Source organism: Micromonospora sp. WMMD1076 (assembly GCF_029581475.1).
Classification (GTDB): Bacteria; Actinomycetota; Actinomycetes; order Mycobacteriales; family Micromonosporaceae; genus Micromonospora; species Micromonospora aurantiaca.
The window spans coordinates 130,882-144,658 of sequence record NZ_CP120862.1; the positions used below are offsets into that span (position 1 = coordinate 130,882).

A 13,777-nucleotide genomic window follows, 5' to 3' on the forward strand; every position below is an offset into this window, starting at 1 on the left:
GGGTGGCGGGTGGGACCTCAGCCGCCGTACGAGCGCAGCGCGTCGATGGCGCGGACGGTGACGTCCTCCACCGGGCCGGTCGCGTCGATGCCCACCAGCTTGCCCTGGGCACCGTAGTAGTCCACGAGCGGCGCGGTCTTCTCGGCGTACTCCCGCAGCCGGGCGGCGATGGTCTCCGGCTTGTCGTCGTCGCGCTGGAACAACTCGGCGCCGCAGCGGTCGCAGACGCCCTCCCGGCTCGGCGCGTCGAACTCGACGTGCCAGATCTTGCCGCAGCCGCGGCAGGTGCGCCGGCCGGACAGCCGCCGGATCACCTCGTCGTCGTCGACTACCAGCTCCAGCACCAGGTCCAGCGCGGTGCCGAGGTCGGCGAGGAGCTTGTCCAGCGCGGCGGCCTGCGGAGTGGTCCGCGGGAAGCCGTCGAGCAGGAAGCCCTCGCTCGCGTCCGGCTCGGCGAGCCGGTCCCGCACCATGTTGATGGTGACCTCGTCCGGGACCAGCTTGCCGGCGTCCATGTACCGCTTGGCCTCGACGCCCAGCGGCGTGCCCTGGGAGACGTTCGCCCGGAAGATGTCACCGGTCGAGATCTTCGGCACCGAGAGGTGCGCGGCGACGAACTCCGCCTGTGTGCCCTTGCCCGCGCCCGGCGGGCCAACCAGAACGAGTCGCATCTACCGCAGGAACCCTTCGTAGTTCCGCTGCATGAGTTGGCTCTCGATCTGCTTCACGGTCTCCAGACCGACGCCGACCATGATGAGCACAGCGGTGCCGCCGAACGGAAAGTTCTGGAACTGCTGGTTGTCGAGCCAGATGAAGAAGAAGTTCGGCAGGATCGCGACGATGCCCAGGTAGAGCGCACCCGGCAGGGTGATCCGGCTGAGGATGAAGTCGAGGTACTCGGCGGTCGGCTTGCCGGGGCGGATGCCCGGCACGAAGCCGCCGTACTTCTTCATGTTGTCCGCGACCTCGGTCGGGTTGAACGTGATCGACACGTAGAAGTACGTGAAGAAGATGATCAGTAGGAAGTAGATCGCGATGTGCTCCGGCGCGCTCGCCTTCACGATGTGGTTCTGGATCCACGCCTGGGCCTTGCCCGGGTCGGTCTGATCGAAGAACTGGAGCGCGAGCTGCGGCAGGTAGAGCAGCGACGAGGCGAAGATGACCGGGATGACGCCCGCCTGGTTCACCTTCAACGGGATGTAGGTCGACGTGCCGCCGTACATCCGCCGGCCGATCATGCGCTTGGCGTACTGCACCGGGATGCGGCGCTGCGCCTGCTCGATGAACGTGACAGCGGTGATGACCACCAGCACCAGGGCGATGACGAGGAGGAACATCCCCCAGCCCTTTGTGGTCTTGATCTTCCAGCCCTCGCTGGGGAGGCGGGCCGCGATCGAGGTGAAGATCAGCACGGACATGCCGTTGCCGACGCCCCGGTCGGTGATCAGCTCACCGAGCCACATCACCACGCCGGTGCCGGCGGTCATGGTCATGACCAGGATGGTCAGGGTCAGCCAGTTCGGGATGCCGGTGCCCTCGGGCACGATCGGGAACTGGTCGCACTGGTTGTTGAACAACTGCCCGGAGCGGGCCAGCGCCACGAACGCCGAGGCCTGGAGGACGCCCAGGCCCAGCGTCAGGTAGCGGGTGTACTGCGTGATCTTGGCCTGCCCGGCCTGGCCCTCCTTGCGGAGCTGCTCCAGGCGCGGGATCACCACCGTCAGCAGCTGAAGGATGATCGACGCGGTGATGTAGGGCATGATGCCCAGCGCGAAGACCGAGAGCTGGAGCAGCGCGCCACCGGAGAAGAGATCCAGCAGGTTGAGCACACCCGTGCTACCACCCTGGATCGTGTCGAGGCACTTCTGCACGTTGCCGTACGAGACGCCCGGGCTGGGCAGCGTGGCGCCCAGCCGGTAGACCGCGATGATGCCTACTGTGAACAGCAGCTTCTTGCGCAGGTCAGGCGTACGGAACGCACTGAGAAAGGCGGACAGCAACTTCTTCCTCCTGCGCGACGCGGGCCGCCGGTGACGAGTCCCTGGCGGGGCGGGGTGTGGTGCCGGACGGAGTGTCCGGAATCCATGGCTGGGAACGGACTCTAACAGCCCGGTCCCGGTCCGGGCAGATGCGCCCGGCTACATAAACCGAATCCGATGTTACCCGGCGCACACGTGGCCGGTAGACCATGGCGCCCGCCCAGTCGCGAACAACTGAGCGGGCGCCATGAACATCCTCTTACAGCTCGGTGACCGAGCCACCGGCGGCGGTGATCTTCTCCTTGGCCGACGCGCTGAACGCGTGCGCCGACACCTGGAGGGACACGCCGCCGAGGTCGCCGGTGCCGAGCACCTTGACCGGGTGACCCTTGCGGACCGCGCCGGCCTCGACCAGCTCGACCGGGCCGACCTGGCCGCCGTTCGGGAACAGCTCGGCCAGCCGGTCCAGGTTGACCACCTGGAACACGACCTTGAACTTGTTCTTGAAGCCCTTCATCTTCGGCAGGCGCATGTGGATGGGCATCTGCCCACCCTCGAACGCCGCCGAGATGTTCTTGCGGGCCTTGGAACCCTTGGTACCGCGACCGGCCGTCTTGCCCTTCGAGCCCTCACCGCGACCCACACGGGTCTTGTCGGTCTTGGCGCCGGGAGCCGGACGCAGGTGGTGCACCTTGATCGTCATTACTCGACCTCCTCGACCTTCACGAGGTGGTTGACCGTGAAGATCATGCCGCGGATCTCCGGCCGGTCCTCCTTGACCACCACGTCGTTGATCCGCTTGAGACCGAGAGAGCGCAGCGAGTCACGCTGGTTCTTCTTGGTCCCGATCTCGGACCGGACCTGGGTGACCTTCAGGCGCGCCATCAGGACGCCACCCCCGCCCGCGACGCCAGCATGGCGGCCGGCGCGACGTCCTCGACCGGCAGACCACGACGGGCCGCGACCTGCTCCGGGGACTCGAGCCCCTTCAGGGCCGCCACCGTGGCGTGCACGATGTTGATCGGGTTGGACGAGCCGAGGCTCTTGGAGAGCACGTCGTGGATGCCCGCGCACTCCAGCACGGCACGCACCGGGCCACCGGCGATGACACCCGTACCGGCGGAGGCCGGCTTGAGCAGCACCACACCGGCCGCGTCCTCGCCCTGCACCGGGTGCGGGATCGAGGCACCGATGCGCGGCACCTTGAAGAAGTGCTTCTTGGCCTCCTCGACACCCTTGGCGATCGCCGCGGGCACCTCCTTGGCCTTTCCGTAGCCCACGCCGACGGTGCCGTCGCCGTCGCCCACGATCACCAGGGCGGTGAAGCTGAAGCGACGACCACCCTTCACGACCTTGGCGACGCGGTTGATCGCGACGACCCGCTCGAGGTGCGGGGTCTTCTCGACGGGCGCGTTTCCGCGGCCGCCCTCACGGCGGTTGTCGCGGCGACCACCCTCGTTGCCACCGGACCCGCCGCCACGGCGCTGTTGACCTGGCATCAGCAGCCTTCCTTCTCTCTCGTGACGGGGTTTCTAGAACTCGAGCCCGGCTTCGCGGGCGGCGTCGGCAAGCGCGGCGACACGCCCCGCGTACCGGTTGCCGCCGCGGTCGAAGACGACCTTCGAGACGCCGGCGGCCTTGGCACGCTCGGCGAGCAGGGCGCCGACCTTGCCGGCCAGGGCGCTCTTGTCGCCCTCGGCGCCGCGCAGCGAGGCGTCCATGGTCGAGGCCGACGCCAGGGTGTGACCCTTGGTGTCGTCCACGACCTGGGCCACCACGTGGCGCAGGGAGCGGGTGACGACCAGGCGGGGACGCTCGGCGGTGCCGCTGACGTTCTTGCGGACCCGGAAGTGCCGACGCGCACGCCCGACGGCACGCTTGGCGGCGACGCCGCGGCGGCGCTTGAGCAGCGTGGCGCTCACTTCTTACCTGCCTTTCTCACGGCCTCGCGGCCGGCGGACGACCTCGCCCGGGTGTTGACGGCCGCGGTCACTTCTTGCCCGCCTTACCGGCCTTGCGGCGGATGACCTCGCCCTGGTACTTCACGCCCTTGCCCTTGTAGGGCTCCGGCGGACGGATCTTCCGGATGTTGGCGGCGACCTCGCCGACCTGCTGCTTGTCGATGCCGGCCACGTGGAACAGCGTCGGCTTCTCGACCGTGAAGGTGATGCCGTCCGGAGCCGGCACCAGGACCGGGTGCGAGAACCCGAGCGCGAACTCCAGGTCCTTGCCCTTGGCGGTCACGCGGTAACCGGTGCCGGCGATCTCCAGGCTCTTGCGGTAGCCCTCGGTGACACCGACGATCATGTTGGCCACCAGCGTCCGGCTCAGGCCGTGCAGCTCCTTGGCCTTGCGCTCGTCGTTGGGCCGGTTGACGTGCAGCTCGCCGTCCTCGCCCCGCTCCGCCGTGATCGGCTCGGCCAGCACGTGGCTCAGCTCGCCCTTGGGGCCCTTGACCTTGACGGTCCGGCCGTCGATCGTGATGTCGACGCCGGCAGGCACCGGGATCGACTTACGTCCAATACGCGACATTTCTACCAGTCTCCCGTTACCAGACGAAGGCGAGGACTTCCCCGCCAACGCTCCGCTTGCGGGCCTGCCGGTCGGTGAGCAGCCCCTGGGACGTCGAAATGATCGCCACGCCCAGCCCGCCGAGCACCCGCGGGAGCCCGTCCGACTTGGCGTACACCCGGAGACCGGGCTTGGACACGCGCTTGATGCCGGCCAGGCTCCGCTCGCGGTTCTGGCCGTACTTCAGCTCGACGACCAGTCGCTTGCCGACGGCGCCCTCCTCGGGCTCCTCGACCGACCAGGTGGCGATGTAACCTTCGGCCTTGAGGACCTCGGCGATGTTCGCCTTGATCTTCGAGTACGGCATCGTCACCCGGTCGTGGTACGCCTGGTTGGCGTTACGCAGACGCGTGAGCATGTCTGCGATCGGGTCGGTCATCGTCATGAAAACTCGTCAACCTTTCTCGCCGGGGTTCCCCGGGCCGGGCCCGGGGCCTACGGCGAAGAGACAGTTCAGCTGACGCGCCGGAGCGCGCCGGGCTATTACCAGGAAGCCTTGGACACGCCGGGCAGCTCACCGCGGTGGGCCATCTCCCGGATGCACACCCGGCAGAGACCGAACTTGCGGTAGACCGCCTTCGGACGCCCGCACCGCTGGCAGCGGGTGTACGCGCGAACCGAGAACTTCGGCTTCGCGGCCGCCTTGAGGATCAGCGCCTTCTTGGCCATCTCAGTTCTCCTTGAACGGGAAGCCCAGGAGCTTGAGCAGCGCCCGGCCCTCGTCGTCGGTCGTGGCGGTCGTGACCACCGTGATGTCCATGCCCCGCTGGCGATCGATCTTGTCCTGGTCGATCTCGTGGAACACCGACTGCTCGGTCAGACCGAACGTGTAGTTGCCGTGCCCGTCGAGCTTGCGCCCGTCCAGGCCGCGGAAGTCACGGATACGCGGCAGCGCGATCGAGAGCAGCCGGTCCAGGAACTCCCACATCCGGTCGCCGCGCAGGGTGACCTTCGCGCCGATCGGCATGCCCTCGCGGAGCTTGAACTGCGCGATGGACTTGGTGGCCCGCCGGACCTGCGGCTTCTGGCCGGTGATGGTGGCCAGGTCGCGGACGGCCCCGTCGATCAGCTTGGCGTCGCGAGCGGCCTCGCCGACACCCATGTTGACGACGATCTTGACCAGCCGCGGAACCTGCATCGGGTTGGCGAACTCGAACTGCTTCTGCAGCTCGCCCACGATCTCGTTGCGGTACCGCTCCTTGAGGCGCGGCAGGGTCTTGGTTTCGGTAGCCGTGGTCATCAGAGGTCCTTACCGGTGCTACGCGCGATGCGGACCTTCTGGCCGTTGTCGTCGATCCGGTAGCCGACGCGGGTCGGCTTGCCGTCGGAGTCCAGGACCATCACGTTCGAGACGTGGATCGGGGCCTCCTGGGTGACGATGCCACCGGTCTTGGCGCCACGCTGGGTGGTGCTGATGCGGGTGTGCTTCTTGACCCGGTTCACGCCCTCGACCAGGACCTTGTCCTGCCGCGGGTAGGCCGCGATGACCTTGCCCTTGGCACCCTTGTCCTTGCCGGCGATGACGACGACCGTGTCGCCCTTCTTGACCTTCACGGTCACAACACCTCCGGCGCGAGAGAGATGATCTTCATGAACCGCTTGTCCCGCAGCTCCCGGCCCACCGGGCCGAAGATGCGGGTACCGCGCGGGTCCCCACCGTCCTTGATGATGACGGCGGCGTTCTCGTCGAAGCGGATGTACGACCCGTCCGGCCGCCGCTTCTCCTTGGCGGTCCGAACGACGACGGCCTTGACGACGTCGCCCTTCTTCACACCGGCACCGGGGATCGCGTCCTTGACGGTCGCCACGATGACGTCGCCGATGCTCGCGTAGCGCCGACCGGAGCCGCCGAGCACCCGGATGCACAGGATCTCCCGGGCACCCGTGTTGTCGGCGACGCGCAGTCGCGACTCCTGCTGAATCACGTCTATCTCCTATGTCTGCCGGTTCTCCGGCCGCTCGGGGCGGCCGGAGCCTGGCGGAACCTGCGCCCGACCGAGACCGGCCGAGCTCGAGCCTTCGCTACTTGGCCTTCTCGAGGATCTCCACGAGCCGCCAGCGCTTGGTGGCGGACAGCGGCCGGGTCTCCATGATCAGGACCCGGTCGCCGATGCCGGCCGAGTTCTGCTCGTCGTGCACCTTCAGCTTGCTCGTACGGCGCATGATCTTGCCGTACAGCGCGTGCTTGACGCGATCCTCGACCTCGACCACGACGGTCTTGTCCATCTTGTCGCTGACCACGAGGCCCTCACGAACCTTGCGGCGCGAGCGCTGCACGCTCGCAGTGGTGTTCTCACTCATGCTCGAGCTCCCATACGCTCGCTTCGCTCGCTCACGAAGTCACCTCAGTCGGCGCGGCCGAGAGACCCAGCTCACGCTCACGCATGATCGTGTAGATCCGCGCGATCTCCCGACGGATGACCTGCAGCCGCCGGTTGTTGTCCAGCTGCCCGGTTGCGGCCTGCACGCGGAGGTTGAACAGCTCCGCCTTCGCCTCGCGCAGCTTCGTGACCAGCTCCTCCTCGGAGAGCTCACGCAGCTCGGAGGCCTTGACGCCCGCTGCCATCAGGATTCACCCACTTCGCGCGTAACAATGCGGCACTTCATCGGGAGCTTGTGGATCGCGCGACGCATCGCCTCTCGCGCGATCTGCTCGTTGGGGAAGGACATCTCGAAGAGGACCCGCCCCGGCTTGACGTTGGCGACCCACCACTCGGGCGAACCCTTACCGGAACCCATCCGGGTCTCGGCCGGCTTCTTGGTGAGAGCCTGGTCCGGGAAGATCGTGATCCAGACCTTGCCGCCACGCTTGATGTGACGGGTCATCGCGATACGCGCCGACTCGATCTGGCGGTTGGTCACGTACGCCGGCTCGAGAGCCTGGATCCCGAACTCGCCGAACACCACCCGGTTACCACCCTTGGACGCGCCACTGCGGTCCGGGTGGTGCGGCTTGCGGAAGCCCTTCGGGGGCTTGCGCGGCATCAGCATCTGTCAGCCCTCCTGCTGCGTTTCTGCCGGCTGGTTACCGACCGGAGCCGAGGCGGCTGCGGCGACAGCGCTGCTGTCGACCGGCTCACCGGCCGGCGTCTCCGCCTGCTGCGCGATGGTGGTCGCGGCAGCCCGGCCGGCCTCGGTGCCACCGGCGGTCGTACCGGACGAGCCCGAGCGGCCACGGCGCGGCCGGTCCGGCCGGTCGCCACGGTCACGGCGCGGGCCGCGCGACGGGGCGGCCTCGGCCGGGGCCTCGCGGCCCGGGACGGCGTCGCCCTTGTAGATCCAGACCTTCACGCCGATCCGGCCGAAGGTGGTACGGGCCTCGAAGAAGCCGTACTCGATGTTGGCCCGCAGCGTGTGCAGCGGAACCCGGCCCTCGCGGTAGAACTCGGTCCGGCTCATCTCGGCGCCGCCGAGACGGCCCGAGACCTGAACCCGGATGCCCTTGCAGGCGGGGTTCTTCATCGCGGACTGCATCGCCTTGCGCATGGCCCGACGGAAGCTGACCCGGCTGGAGAGCTGCTCGGCGACGCCCTGGGCGACCAGCTGCGCGTCCGACTCGGGGTTCTTGACCTCGATGATGTTCAGCTGGACCTGCTTGCCGGTGAGCTTCTCCAGCTCGCCGCGGATCCGGTCGGCCTCCGCACCCTTACGGCCGATGACGATGCCCGGCCGGGCGGTGTGGATGTCGACACGGACCCGGTCGCGGGTGCGCTCGATGTCGACCTTGGAGATGCCGGCGCGCTCGAGGCCCTTGGACATCATCCGGCGGATCTTGACGTCCTCGCCGATGTAGTCCTTGTAGAGCTTGTCCGCGAACCAGCGGGACTTCCAGTCGGTCGAGATGCCGAGCCGGAACCCGGTCGGGTGAACCTTCTGACCCATTACTCGGCACCCTCCGTCGTGCTCTGCTCCTCAGCGGCCGGCTTGGCCGGAGCGGCCTTCTTCGCCGACTTCTTCGGCGTGGCCGGCGCAACCGCCTCGACCGCCACGGTGATGTGGCACGTGCGCTTGCGGATCCGGTAGGCCCGGCCCTGCGCGCGCGGCCGGAACCGCTTCATGGTCGGGCCCTCGTCGACGAACGCCTCGCTGACGAGCAGCGCGTCGGGGTCCAGCCGCTCGTTGTTCTCCGCGTTGGCGATCGCGCTCGCGAGCACCTTGTACACCTGCTCGCTCGCAGCCTGCGGCGCGAACTGCAGCACCGTGAGCGCCTCCTTCGCGGGCAGGCCGCGGACGAGGTTGACCACCCGGCGCGCCTTCATCGGCGAGATGCGCACGTGCCGCGCAACCGCCCGCGCGCCCGGAAGCACCGGAGCGTCGCCCTTTCCTGGCATCGCTGTAACCCCTTGTTCCTCTATCCGTATGCCCGCGGCGTCAGCGCCGGCGGCTCTTCCGGTCGTCCTTCTCGTGACCCTTGAACGTGCGGGTCAGCGCGAACTCGCCGAGCTTGTGCCCGACCATGGCCTCGGTCACGAAGACCGGGACGTGCTTGCGTCCGTCGTGCACGGCGATCGTGTGACCCAGCATCTCCGGGATGATCGTCGAGCGCCGCGACCAGGTCTTGATCACGTTCTTCGAGCCCTTGTCGTTCTGCGTCTCCACCTTCTTGAGCAGGTGGTCGTCGACGAACGGGCCCTTCTTCAGGCTGCGAGGCATGTCTTATCTCCCTCAGCCGCGCTTACGCGTGGCGTAGCGGCGGCGGACGATCAGCCGGTCGCTCGGCTGGCCCTTACGACGGGTGCGGCCCTCGGGCTTACCCTGCGGGTTGACCGGGTGGCGACCACCGGAGGTCTTACCCTCACCACCACCGTGCGGGTGGTCGACCGGGTTCATCGCGACACCACGGACGGTCGGGCGCTTGCCCTTCCACCGCATACGGCCGGCCTTACCCCAGTTGATGTTCGACTGGTCGGCGTTGCCGATCTCGCCGATGCTGGCGCGGCAGCGCACGTCCACGCGCCGGATCTCACCGGACGGCATACGCAGGGTCGCGTACGCGCCCTCACGGCCGAGCAGTTGGATGCCGACGCCGGCCGAGCGGGCCAGCTTGGCGCCGCCGCCCGGACGCAGCTCCACGTTGTGGATGGTGGTACCGACCGGGATGTTGCGCAGCGGCAGGTTGTTGCCCGGCTTGATGTCGGCGCCCGGACCGGACTCGACGCGGTCGCCCTGCTTCAGGTCCTTCGGCGCGATGATGTAGCGCTTCTCGCCGTCGGCGTAGTGCAGCAGCGCGATGCGCGCGGTGCGGTTCGGGTCGTACTCGATGTGGGCGACCTTCGCCGGCACGCCGTCCTTGTCGACCCGCTTGAAGTCGATCAGACGGTACTGGCGCTTGTGGCCGCCACCGTGGTGCCGCGTGGTGATCCGGCCGTGGGCGTTGCGTCCGCCCTTCTTCGGCAGCGGAGCCAGCAGCGACTTCTCGGGCGTCGACCGGGTGATCTCGGCGAAGTCGGCAACGCTCGAGCCACGCCGGCCCGGCGTCGTCGGCTTGTACTTACGGATAGCCATTGTCTACACCCCTCAGCTGACCGGGCCGCCGAAGGCCTCGATACGGTCACCGTCAGCCAGCTTCACCATCGCGCGCTTGGTGTCCTTGCGCTTGCCGAACCCGGTACGGGTCCGCTTGCGCTTGCCCTCGCGGTTGAGCGTGTTGACCGTCAGGACGCGGACGTTGAAGATCTGCTGGATAGCGATCTTGATCTCGGTCTTGTTGGCGTCCGGGTGCACCAGGAAGGTGTACCAGTTGCGGTTCAGCTCGCTGTAGCTCTTCTCCGAGACGACCGGCGCGACGATGACGTCACGCGGATCGGCGATCGTGCTCACTTGCCATCCTCCTCGGTGGTCTCGGCGGGCTCGGCCGCAGGGCCGACCTCCGTCGGCAGACCCAGGAACTCGTCCAGGGCCTCCTTGGTGAAGACCACGTCGTCGGCCACCAGCACGTCGTAGGTGTTGAGCTGGCCGGCCTCGATCAGGTGCACCCGGCTGTCCCGCGCGTTGCGCAGGTTCCGCAGCGACACCCAGTTCAGCTCGTCGGTGCTGCTCAGCACGACCAGGACCCGACGGGCCTGGGTCAGCTTGGTCAGCGTGGCCAGGGCCGCCTTGGTGGACGGCTTCTCGCCGGAGACGAACGCCTCGACGACGTGCACCTGGCCGGCGCGGGCCCGGTCGGAGAGGGCGCCACGCAGGGCGGCGGCCTTCATCTTCTTCGGGGTGCGCTGGCTGTAGTCGCGCGGCACCGGGCCGTGGACCACGCCACCACCGGCGAACTGCGGCGCGCGGGTCGAGCCCTGGCGGGCACGACCGGTGCCCTTCTGCTTGTACGGCTTCCTGCCTCCACCGGAGACCTCGCCACGGGTCTTCGTCTTGTGCGTACCCTGGCGGGCCGCCGCAAGCTGGGCCACCACGACCTGGTGCATCAGGGCGATGTTGGCCTGCGCGTCGAAGATGTCGGCCGGCAGCTCGACGGAGCCGCTCTTGGCGCCTTCGACGTTGATGACGTCAACGGTGGTCACTTGGCCGCACCGCCCTTCTTCACCTTCGCCTTGGCCGCGGTGCGGACCAGGACCAGCGCGCCCTTCGGGCCGGGAATGGCACCGCGGACGAGCAGGAGGTTGTTCTCGGTGTCGACCGCCTGGACGGTCAGGTTCTGGACGGTGTAGCGCACGCCACCCATCCGGCCCGCCATCCGGGTGCCCTTGAAGACGCGACCCGGGGTCGCGCAGGCGCCGATCGAGCCGGGCGAGCGGTGCTTGCGCTCGACACCGTGGCTGGCACGCAGACCGTGGAAGCCGTGCCGCTTCATCGGGCCGGCGTAGCCCTTGCCCTTGGTCTTGCCGGTCACGTCGATCACGACGCCGGCCGGGAACTCCTCGACCGTGACCTCCTGGCCCGGCGCGTAGTCCGCGGCGTCGGAGGTGCGCAGCTCGACGATGTGCCGGCGCGGCGCGACGTCCGCCTTGGCGTAGTGCCCGGCGATCGGCTTCTTGACCTTGCGCGGGTCGATGACCCCGTACGCCAGCTGGACCGCGGAGTAGCCGTCCTTGTCGGCGCTACGAACCTGGCTCACGACGCACGGGCCGGCCTGAACCACGGTCACGGGCACAACCTTGTTGTTGTCCCAGACCTGGGTCATGCCGAGCTTGGCGCCCAGGATCCCCTTGACTTGCCTGTCCATTTGTCCGGTCCCTACAGCTTGATCTCGATGTCGACGCCAGCCGGCAGGTCGAGGCGCATGAGCGAGTCGACCGTCTTCGGGGTCGGGTCGATGATGTCGATCAGACGCTTGTGCGTACGCATCTCGAAGTGCTCGCGCGAGTCCTTGTACTTGTGCGGCGAGCGGATGACGCAGAAACGGTTGATCTCCGTGGGCAGCGGCACCGGGCCAGCGACCTGCGCCCCGGTACGCGTCACCGTCTCGACGATCTTCCGAGCCGAGGAGTCGACGACCTCGTGGTCATAGGCCTTGAGCCGGATGCGGATCTTCTGTCCCGCCATGGTGGCTTCTGTTCCTTCTCTCGATGCCGCTGTGTTGCGGGCGCCTGTACCGGCTGGCACAGGCCCACTTCCGCCGACCCCCGCGGTCGGGCGTGTCGCGCCCGTGGGCCAGGCTCCGCCCCGGGACTCCGGAGCGATTCTCTGACCACGCGGTGGGTCATGGCGCCGATCGCGGTGACCGCGACCTGGACGCCGCGCGAGGGTGGTTGACCGCCGATGGCGACCAACCACCCTACGCGAGACAGTCTGACTCCCGGAGGTCCAGCGTCAACCGGACGCGGGTGACCGACTGTCGTTACGCAACCTGACTAGTATGCCGCACGACCGGCGGCAACGCTAATCGGGGTTACCCAGCTCACTTGATGATCTTGGTGACGCGACCCGCGCCGACCGTACGACCACCCTCGCGGATCGCGAACTTCAGGTTCTCCTCCATGGCGATGGGCTGGATCAGCTTCACCGTCATCGAGGTGTTGTCGCCCGGCATGACCATCTCGGTGCCCTCGGGCAGCGTGACGACGCCGGTGACGTCCGTGGTCCGGAAGTAGAACTGCGGGCGGTAGTTCTGGAAGAACGGGGTGTGCCGGCCGCCCTCCTCCTTGGAGAGGATGTAGACAGTCGCCTCGAACTCCGTGTGCGGGGTCGTGGTGCCCGGCTTGACGACGACCATGCCGCGCTCGACGTCCTCGCGCTTGATGCCGCGCAGCAGCAGACCGACGTTCTCGCCCGCGCGGGCCTCGTCGAGCAGCTTGCGGAACATCTCGATGCCGGTGCAGGTGGTCTTCATCGACTTCTCACGGATGCCGACGATCTCCACCTCCTCGTTCGGCTTGAGGATGCCGCGCTCGGCGCGACCGGTGACCACGGTGCCACGACCGGTGATCGTGAAGACGTCCTCGATGGGCATGAGGAACGGCTTCTCGGTCTCGCGCTCCGGCTGCGGGATCGCGGTGTCCACGGCGTTCATCAGGTCCAGGAGCTTCCCGGTCCACTCCGGGTCGCCCTCCAGGGCCTTCAGCGCCGAGACCCGGACGACCGGCAGGTCGTCACCCGGGTACTCCTGCGAGGAGAGCAGCTCACGGACCTCGAGCTCGACGAGCTCCAGGAGCTCCTCGTCGTCGACCATGTCGCTCTTGTTGAGCGCCACGACGATGTACGGCACACCGACCTGACGGGCCAGCAGCACGTGCTCGCGGGTCTGCGGCATCGGGCCGTCGGTCGCCGCCACCACCAGGATCGCGCCGTCCATCTGCGCGGCACCGGTGATCATGTTCTTGATGTAGTCGGCGTGACCGGGGCAGTCGACGTGCGCGTAGTGACGCGCCTCGGTCTGGTACTCGACGTGCGCGATGGAGATCGTGATGCCGCGGGCCTTCTCCTCCGGCGCCTTGTCGATCTCGTCGAACGGCGTGTACGGGTTCAGGTCCGGGTACTGGTCGTGCAGGACCTTGGTGATGGCCGCCGTCAGCGTCGTCTTACCGTGGTCGATGTGACCAATGGTGCCGATGTTGACGTGCGGCTTAGTCCGCTCGAACTTCGCCTTCGCCACTGGTGTCCTCCTGTGGACTTTCTTGGTTCGTTCGCCCGGCGCGCCGTTCGGCGCTTAGGACTCTGTCGACAGCCTTTCCGGCCGGAAGGCCGGAGAGCTTTTGTGGGTTCTGCGGCGATGAAGCCTACAGGCCCGGTCTCACGCAACCCGATCGAGGTGGCCGCGGGCGGGAGAACCCTCCCGCGAC

The 13,777-nt window shown here is 67.9% G+C and carries 24 protein-coding genes; all 24 read right to left on the bottom strand.

Translation table 11 applies throughout. From position 1 onward, the window contains the following. Nucleotides 1–17 precede the first annotated feature (17 nt). Nucleotides 18–671: an adenylate kinase gene (locus O7622_RS00645; RefSeq protein WP_128137052.1), complete on the bottom strand. Its 654-nt coding sequence runs from the start codon at nt 669–671 to the stop codon at nt 18–20. After that, complete coding sequence (secY, locus tag O7622_RS00650) at nt 672–2,000, bottom strand: preprotein translocase subunit SecY (protein ID WP_282311365.1); 1,329 nt, start codon at nt 1,998–2,000, stop codon at nt 672–674. Nucleotides 2,001–2,238: 238 nt separating this feature from the next. Next, nucleotides 2,239–2,682 carry a 50S ribosomal protein L15 gene (gene rplO, locus O7622_RS00655; protein ID WP_013288620.1) on the bottom strand — a complete coding sequence of 148 codons (444 nt, stop codon included), beginning with the start codon at nt 2,680–2,682 and terminating at the stop codon, nt 2,239–2,241. Beyond that, nucleotides 2,682–2,864: a 50S ribosomal protein L30 gene (gene rpmD / locus O7622_RS00660; RefSeq protein WP_013473693.1), complete on the bottom strand. Its 183-nt coding sequence runs from the start codon at nt 2,862–2,864 to the stop codon at nt 2,682–2,684. The genes rplO and rpmD overlap by 1 nt, the downstream gene beginning before the upstream one ends. Continuing rightward, the gene (gene rpsE, locus O7622_RS00665; protein ID WP_088987583.1) at nt 2,864–3,478 is read right to left on the bottom strand and encodes a 30S ribosomal protein S5; all 615 of its coding nucleotides are present in this window, start codon (nt 3,476–3,478) and stop codon (nt 2,864–2,866) included. Before rpsE ends, rpmD begins: the two co-directional genes overlap by 1 nt. Nucleotides 3,479–3,511: 33 nt before the next feature. After that, nucleotides 3,512–3,901 (bottom strand): 50S ribosomal protein L18, encoded by a 390-nt coding sequence (rplR, locus tag O7622_RS00670; RefSeq protein ID WP_013288622.1) that lies wholly within the window; start codon nt 3,899–3,901, stop codon nt 3,512–3,514. 67 nt (nt 3,902–3,968) lie between these two features. Further along, on the bottom strand, nt 3,969–4,511 hold the full coding sequence (rplF, locus tag O7622_RS00675) for a 50S ribosomal protein L6 (protein WP_018784558.1): 543 nt from the start codon (nt 4,509–4,511) through the stop codon (nt 3,969–3,971). 16 nt (nt 4,512–4,527) lie between these two features. Continuing rightward, a complete protein-coding gene (gene rpsH / locus O7622_RS00680) occupies nt 4,528–4,935 on the bottom strand; it encodes a 30S ribosomal protein S8 (RefSeq protein ID WP_013288624.1) in 408 nt (135 codons plus the stop codon). Nucleotides 4,936–5,033: 98 nt separating this feature from the next. Beyond that, nucleotides 5,034–5,219 carry a type Z 30S ribosomal protein S14 gene (locus O7622_RS00685; protein ID WP_007073023.1) on the bottom strand — a complete coding sequence of 62 codons (186 nt, stop codon included), beginning with the start codon at nt 5,217–5,219 and terminating at the stop codon, nt 5,034–5,036. A gap of 1 nt (nt 5,220) precedes the next feature. Then, complete coding sequence (rplE, locus tag O7622_RS00690; RefSeq protein WP_013288625.1) at nt 5,221–5,790, bottom strand: 50S ribosomal protein L5; 570 nt, start codon at nt 5,788–5,790, stop codon at nt 5,221–5,223. Continuing rightward, nucleotides 5,790–6,110 (bottom strand): 50S ribosomal protein L24, encoded by a 321-nt coding sequence (gene rplX / locus O7622_RS00695; protein WP_013288626.1) that lies wholly within the window; start codon nt 6,108–6,110, stop codon nt 5,790–5,792. The genes rplE and rplX overlap by 1 nt, the downstream gene beginning before the upstream one ends. Continuing rightward, nucleotides 6,107–6,475, bottom strand: coding sequence for a 50S ribosomal protein L14 (gene rplN / locus O7622_RS00700; RefSeq protein WP_007073026.1), 369 nt, complete (start codon nt 6,473–6,475; stop codon nt 6,107–6,109). Before rplN ends, rplX begins: the two co-directional genes overlap by 4 nt. A 97-nt stretch (nt 6,476–6,572) precedes the next feature. Continuing rightward, complete coding sequence (gene rpsQ, locus O7622_RS00705) at nt 6,573–6,851, bottom strand: 30S ribosomal protein S17 (protein ID WP_018784555.1); 279 nt, start codon at nt 6,849–6,851, stop codon at nt 6,573–6,575. A gap of 31 nt (nt 6,852–6,882) precedes the next feature. Further along, nucleotides 6,883–7,116: a 50S ribosomal protein L29 gene (rpmC, locus tag O7622_RS00710; protein ID WP_123240581.1), complete on the bottom strand. Its 234-nt coding sequence runs from the start codon at nt 7,114–7,116 to the stop codon at nt 6,883–6,885. Continuing rightward, entirely contained in the window at nt 7,116–7,541 is a 426-nt protein-coding gene (rplP, locus tag O7622_RS00715) for a 50S ribosomal protein L16 (protein ID WP_007465292.1), read from the bottom strand. The genes rpmC and rplP overlap by 1 nt, the downstream gene beginning before the upstream one ends. 3 nt (nt 7,542–7,544) lie before the next feature. Beyond that, on the bottom strand, nt 7,545–8,432 hold the full coding sequence (rpsC, locus tag O7622_RS00720; protein ID WP_013473694.1) for a 30S ribosomal protein S3: 888 nt from the start codon (nt 8,430–8,432) through the stop codon (nt 7,545–7,547). Beyond that, a complete protein-coding gene (gene rplV / locus O7622_RS00725; protein WP_282311366.1) occupies nt 8,432–8,881 on the bottom strand; it encodes a 50S ribosomal protein L22 in 450 nt (149 codons plus the stop codon). The genes rpsC and rplV overlap by 1 nt, the downstream gene beginning before the upstream one ends. A gap of 40 nt (nt 8,882–8,921) precedes the next feature. Continuing rightward, nucleotides 8,922–9,203 carry a 30S ribosomal protein S19 gene (gene rpsS / locus O7622_RS00730; RefSeq protein WP_007073032.1) on the bottom strand — a complete coding sequence of 94 codons (282 nt, stop codon included), beginning with the start codon at nt 9,201–9,203 and terminating at the stop codon, nt 8,922–8,924. A gap of 12 nt (nt 9,204–9,215) precedes the next feature. Next, complete coding sequence (rplB, locus tag O7622_RS00735) at nt 9,216–10,055, bottom strand: 50S ribosomal protein L2 (protein ID WP_013288631.1); 840 nt, start codon at nt 10,053–10,055, stop codon at nt 9,216–9,218. A gap of 12 nt (nt 10,056–10,067) precedes the next feature. Further along, nucleotides 10,068–10,370, bottom strand: coding sequence for a 50S ribosomal protein L23 (rplW, locus tag O7622_RS00740; RefSeq protein WP_013288632.1), 303 nt, complete (start codon nt 10,368–10,370; stop codon nt 10,068–10,070). Further along, nucleotides 10,367–11,059 (bottom strand): 50S ribosomal protein L4, encoded by a 693-nt coding sequence (gene rplD / locus O7622_RS00745; protein ID WP_282311367.1) that lies wholly within the window; start codon nt 11,057–11,059, stop codon nt 10,367–10,369. The genes rplW and rplD overlap by 4 nt, the downstream gene beginning before the upstream one ends. Continuing rightward, nucleotides 11,056–11,721 carry a 50S ribosomal protein L3 gene (rplC, locus tag O7622_RS00750; RefSeq protein ID WP_013288634.1) on the bottom strand — a complete coding sequence of 222 codons (666 nt, stop codon included), beginning with the start codon at nt 11,719–11,721 and terminating at the stop codon, nt 11,056–11,058. Before rplC ends, rplD begins: the two co-directional genes overlap by 4 nt. An 11-nt stretch (nt 11,722–11,732) precedes the next feature. Further along, entirely contained in the window at nt 11,733–12,041 is a 309-nt protein-coding gene (gene rpsJ / locus O7622_RS00755) for a 30S ribosomal protein S10 (protein ID WP_007073037.1), read from the bottom strand. Nucleotides 12,042–12,396: 355 nt separating this feature from the next. After that, a complete protein-coding gene (gene tuf, locus O7622_RS00760; protein WP_282311368.1) occupies nt 12,397–13,590 on the bottom strand; it encodes an elongation factor Tu in 1,194 nt (397 codons plus the stop codon). Nucleotides 13,591–13,777: the final 187 nt, after the last annotated feature.

Bases quoted from the DNA above. Each gene is read 5' to 3' on its own strand.
- rplB (WP_013288631.1), bottom strand. From the start codon at position 10,055: ATGGCTATCCGTAAGTACAAGCCGACGACGCCGGGCCGGCGTGGCTCG.
- rpsS (WP_007073032.1), bottom strand. From the start codon at position 9,203: ATGCCTCGCAGCCTGAAGAAGGGCCCGTTCGTCGACGACCACCTGCTC.
- O7622_RS00645 (WP_128137052.1), bottom strand. From the start codon at position 671: ATGCGACTCGTTCTGGTTGGCCCGCCGGGCGCGGGCAAGGGCACACAG.
- rplO (WP_013288620.1), bottom strand. From the start codon at position 2,682: ATGACGATCAAGGTGCACCACCTGCGTCCGGCTCCCGGCGCCAAGACC.
- rpsH (WP_013288624.1), bottom strand. From the start codon at position 4,935: ATGACGATGACCGACCCGATCGCAGACATGCTCACGCGTCTGCGTAAC.
- rpsC (WP_013473694.1), bottom strand. From the start codon at position 8,432: ATGGGTCAGAAGGTTCACCCGACCGGGTTCCGGCTCGGCATCTCGACC.
- rplE (WP_013288625.1), bottom strand. From the start codon at position 5,790: ATGACCACGGCTACCGAAACCAAGACCCTGCCGCGCCTCAAGGAGCGG.
- rpmC (WP_123240581.1), bottom strand. From the start codon at position 7,116: ATGGCAGCGGGCGTCAAGGCCTCCGAGCTGCGTGAGCTCTCCGAGGAG.
- rplF (WP_018784558.1), bottom strand. From the start codon at position 4,511: ATGTCGCGTATTGGACGTAAGTCGATCCCGGTGCCTGCCGGCGTCGAC.
- rplC (WP_013288634.1), bottom strand. From the start codon at position 11,721: ATGGACAGGCAAGTCAAGGGGATCCTGGGCGCCAAGCTCGGCATGACC.
- rplV (WP_282311366.1), bottom strand. From the start codon at position 8,881: ATGCCAGGAAAGGGCGACGCTCCGGTGCTTCCGGGCGCGCGGGCGGTT.
- rpsJ (WP_007073037.1), bottom strand. From the start codon at position 12,041: ATGGCGGGACAGAAGATCCGCATCCGGCTCAAGGCCTATGACCACGAG.
- rplP (WP_007465292.1), bottom strand. From the start codon at position 7,541: ATGCTGATGCCGCGCAAGCCCCCGAAGGGCTTCCGCAAGCCGCACCAC.
- rpsQ (WP_018784555.1), bottom strand. From the start codon at position 6,851: ATGAGTGAGAACACCACTGCGAGCGTGCAGCGCTCGCGCCGCAAGGTT.
- rpsE (WP_088987583.1), bottom strand. From the start codon at position 3,478: ATGCCAGGTCAACAGCGCCGTGGCGGCGGGTCCGGTGGCAACGAGGGT.
- O7622_RS00685 (WP_007073023.1), bottom strand. From the start codon at position 5,219: ATGGCCAAGAAGGCGCTGATCCTCAAGGCGGCCGCGAAGCCGAAGTTC.
- rpmD (WP_013473693.1), bottom strand. From the start codon at position 2,864: ATGGCGCGCCTGAAGGTCACCCAGGTCCGGTCCGAGATCGGGACCAAG.